The 3639-nt window shown below is 40.6% G+C and carries 2 protein-coding genes; both read right to left on the bottom strand.

Annotated features, from left to right (window positions below; all coding sequences use genetic code 11):
* Positions 1–1068, bottom strand: a 1068-nt coding sequence (locus tag BWI92_RS26165) for a tail fiber protein (RefSeq protein ID WP_217903498.1), incomplete at its 3' end; no start/stop codon positions are given.
* Positions 1069–1076: 8 nt separating this feature from the next.
* On the bottom strand, positions 1077–3639 hold a 2563-nt coding region (locus tag BWI92_RS26160; protein ID WP_217903497.1), incomplete at its 5' end, for a tail fiber protein.

Below are 3639 nucleotides of genomic sequence, written 5' to 3'. Positions count from 1 at the left end.
ATGAAATGCTATCGAGGGAGGCTTATTAGTATTTGTGGTGTTAATACAGAGTTTTGCCTCTTCTAACCTAGTACCACCTTCAGCATTTATGTTAAGCTTTCCTGAGATTGTACCACCTGTAAGCGGAAGGTAAGCTGAAAGCGCTACACTATCCACTTTCCCATTCCAATAAGCCACCTGCGAATCAGACACGAGTCTCTTGTTAGCGTTTGTAATGAGATTGTTTGCATCTGTAAAGTAAGAAGCATGAAAACCATCCAGTAGATCCGCATTAAGACCAGAGCCAATACCATGATTATTCTCCGACCAAACCCTTTTGTGAACACTAGCACCAGCTTCCGACATATCGCTTCTAATGAACAAGTCTGCCTCTTTTTCATAGATTGTTATGGTAGATTTGTTTGGTGTATGGAAACAAATAGAAGGAGGTTTGGTATTGTCTGTGGTAAGCACTACCAATTTGGACTCCGACCAGTGTGTGCCATAAGTACCATGAATTTCGAGTTTTCCACTTAAGGTTCCTCCTGAAATAGGCAAATATGCGCCAAGCTCAGAACGCTCCACTTTATTATTCCATTGTCCAACCTGAATATCAGTAACAAATCGTTTATTGCCATTTGTATTAATCCAATCGGCTGAAAAAGCAGATTTAACCAGATTACCGTTTGCATCTGAAATAACAGGTACAGCATTGGTTCCATCTGCAAAATCAGAGACACGAACAGCTTTTGAAAGGACTCTTCCAGCACGTGTGTCAAATACAATTCTTGTGGTATTATCTACAGTTGATTTGAACCCAATACCCCACCAAGAGGCAATTTCAAGGTTGTATGCACTTGTTGTAGCATTATCACCATTACCATAACCAATGTAAGAGTTTGGGTCAAATGAAATCTTTGCGCCATACGCCATATTCCCCCCTGTGAGAGGCAAATATGCAGAAAGCTCGCTTCTATCTACTTTGCCATTCCAATATGCAATTTGCGTATCAGTAACTAGCCTTTTATTAGCATTGGTAACAAGATTATTGGCATCCGTAAAATAAGAGGCGTGGAATCCATCCAACAAGTCGGCATTCAGTCCAGAACCAATACCATGATTAAGTTGAGTCCAGATTTTATTATGGACGGATGCTCCTGATTCTGAATAATCTGTCCTGATAAATAAATCAAAGTTTTTTGGTAGATAGTTACGGCTGAGTTCCCTGGGGAATGTAGCGTAATAGATGGATGCTTTGTATTATCCGTAGTTACGACTACTAATTTTGAGTCAGACCAATGAGTTCCTCCATTACTTTGAATTTCAAGTTTACCTGTTAGGAATCCTCCAGTAAGTGGTAGGTAAGCTCCTAACTCTGCTCTATCTGCTTTTCCATTCCAGTAAGTAATCTGTGTGTCGGTTACAAAACGCTTATTTCCAGTTGTGTTAATCCAATCTGCTGAGAAAGCTGATTTTGTCAAGTTTCCATTTGAGTCTGAAATGACAGGTACAGCATTTTGACCATCTGCAAAGTCTGAGATACGTACGGCCTTCGTAAGGATTCTACCAGCACGTGTATCAAATACTATGTAAGTATTTCCATAACAAGTATCTCTAAATCCAATCCCATACCAAGATGAAATTTGTAGGTTGTAAGTGGAAGTTGTGGCTCCATCTCCTGTGCCATAACCAATACTATTAACTCCTACACCACTAAATCTAATAGCACCCGTCATTGTACCACCAGACAGAGCTAAATAAGAATCTAGCTCCGTTTTATCAACTTTACTATTCCAGTAAGTCATTTGAGCATCAGAAACTAGGCGCTTACTAGAGTTAGTGATAAGGTTATTAGCATCGGTGAAATAAGAAGCATGATAACCATCCAACAAGTCTGCATTCAATCCTGAGTCAACCCCATGATTCATCTGCGTCCAGACTTTGTAATTTACGCTGTCATAGGCAGTTCCATTGTCATTTCTGATATACAAATGCCCTAGCTTTTCATAGAGCTGAATAGCCGAAACGCCCGGGGTATGAAATGCTATCGAAGGAGGCTTATTAGTATTTGTGGTATTAATACAAAGCTTTGCCTCTTCTAACCTAGTACCACCTTCAGCATTTATGTTAAGCTTTCCTGAGATTGTACCACCTGTAAGCGGAAGGTAAGCTGAAAGCGCTACACTATCCACTTTCCCATTCCAATAAGCCACCTGCGAATCAGACACGAGTCTCTTGTTAGCGTTTGTAATGAGATTGTTTGCATCTGTAAAGTAAGAAGCATGAAAACCATCCAGTAGATCCGCATTAAGACCAGAGCCAATACCATGATTATTCTCCGACCAAATTCTTTTGTGAATGCTAGCACCAGCTTCCGACATGTCGCTTCTAATGAACAAATCTGCATCTTTTTCATAGATTGTGATGGTAGATTTGTTTGGTGTATGGAAGCAAATAGAAGGAGGTTTAGTATTGTCAGTGGTAAGCACTACCAATTTAGACTCCGACCAGTGTGTGCCATAAGTACCGTGTATTTCCAGCTTTCCACTAAGATACCCACCTGAGAGAGGTAGATAAGCGCCAAGCTCAGAGCGCTCTACTTTATTGTTCCATTGTCCAACTTGAGTATCTGTGACAAATCGTCTATTGGCGTTTGTATTAACCCAATCGGCTGAAAAAGCAGATTTAACCAGATTACCGTTTGCATCTGAAATAACAGGTACTGCGTTAGTACCATCTGCAAAATCAGATACACGAACAGCCTTTGAAAGGACTCTACCAGCACGTGTGTCAAATACAATTCTTGTGGTATTGTCTACATTAGACTTGAATCCAATACCCCACCAAGAGGCAATTTCAAAGTTATAGGTTGATTCTGTTGCATTATCACCAGTTCCAACTGAGATATGATTATTATACCCAAATCTAACCTTATCAGAACGTACCAGACTTCCATCACCTTGAGAAACAACTAATCTATCAATTTGACCATCTGCAAAATCACTCAGTAAAACCCTACTTGCTTGTATTCTTCCTGCACGTGTATCAAACACTATTTTTGTCGTATTATCGAGTGTAGATTTGAATCCGACGCCATACCAAGAGGCTATCTCAAGATTGTAAGCTGTAGTTGTAGCCCCATCTCCAGTACCTGCACTTATCCCGTTATTTGAACCTGCGGCATTAAATCGAATTGCCCCTGTCATCGTTCCTCCTGAAAGAGGGAGGAATGCTGCCAATTCTGTTCGGTCAACTTTTCCATTCCAATAGGAGACTTGAGTATCACTTACCAATCGTCTATTGGCATTTGTAACAAGGTTATTAGCATCGGTGAAATAAGAAGCATGATAACCATCCAACAAGTCTGCATTCAATCCTGAGTCAACCCCATGATTCATCTGCGTCCAGACTTTGTAATTTACGCTGTCGTAGGCAGTTCCATTGTCATTTCTGATATACAAATGCCCTAGCTTTTCATAGAGCTGAATAGCCGAAACGCCCGGGGTATGAAATGCTATCGAAGGAGGCTTATTAGTATTTGTGGTGTTAATACAGAGTTTTGCCTCTTCTAACCTAGTACCACCTTCAGCATTTATGTTAAGCTTTCCTGAGATTGTACCACCTGTAAGCGGAAGGTAAGCTGAAAGCGCTACACTATCC

Origin of the sequence: Flectobacillus sp. BAB-3569, from assembly GCF_002270355.1 — a bacterium.
Classification (GTDB): domain Bacteria; phylum Bacteroidota; class Bacteroidia; order Cytophagales; family Spirosomataceae; genus Flectobacillus; species Flectobacillus roseus.
This window is presented reverse-complemented; position numbering and strand designations above follow the sequence as displayed.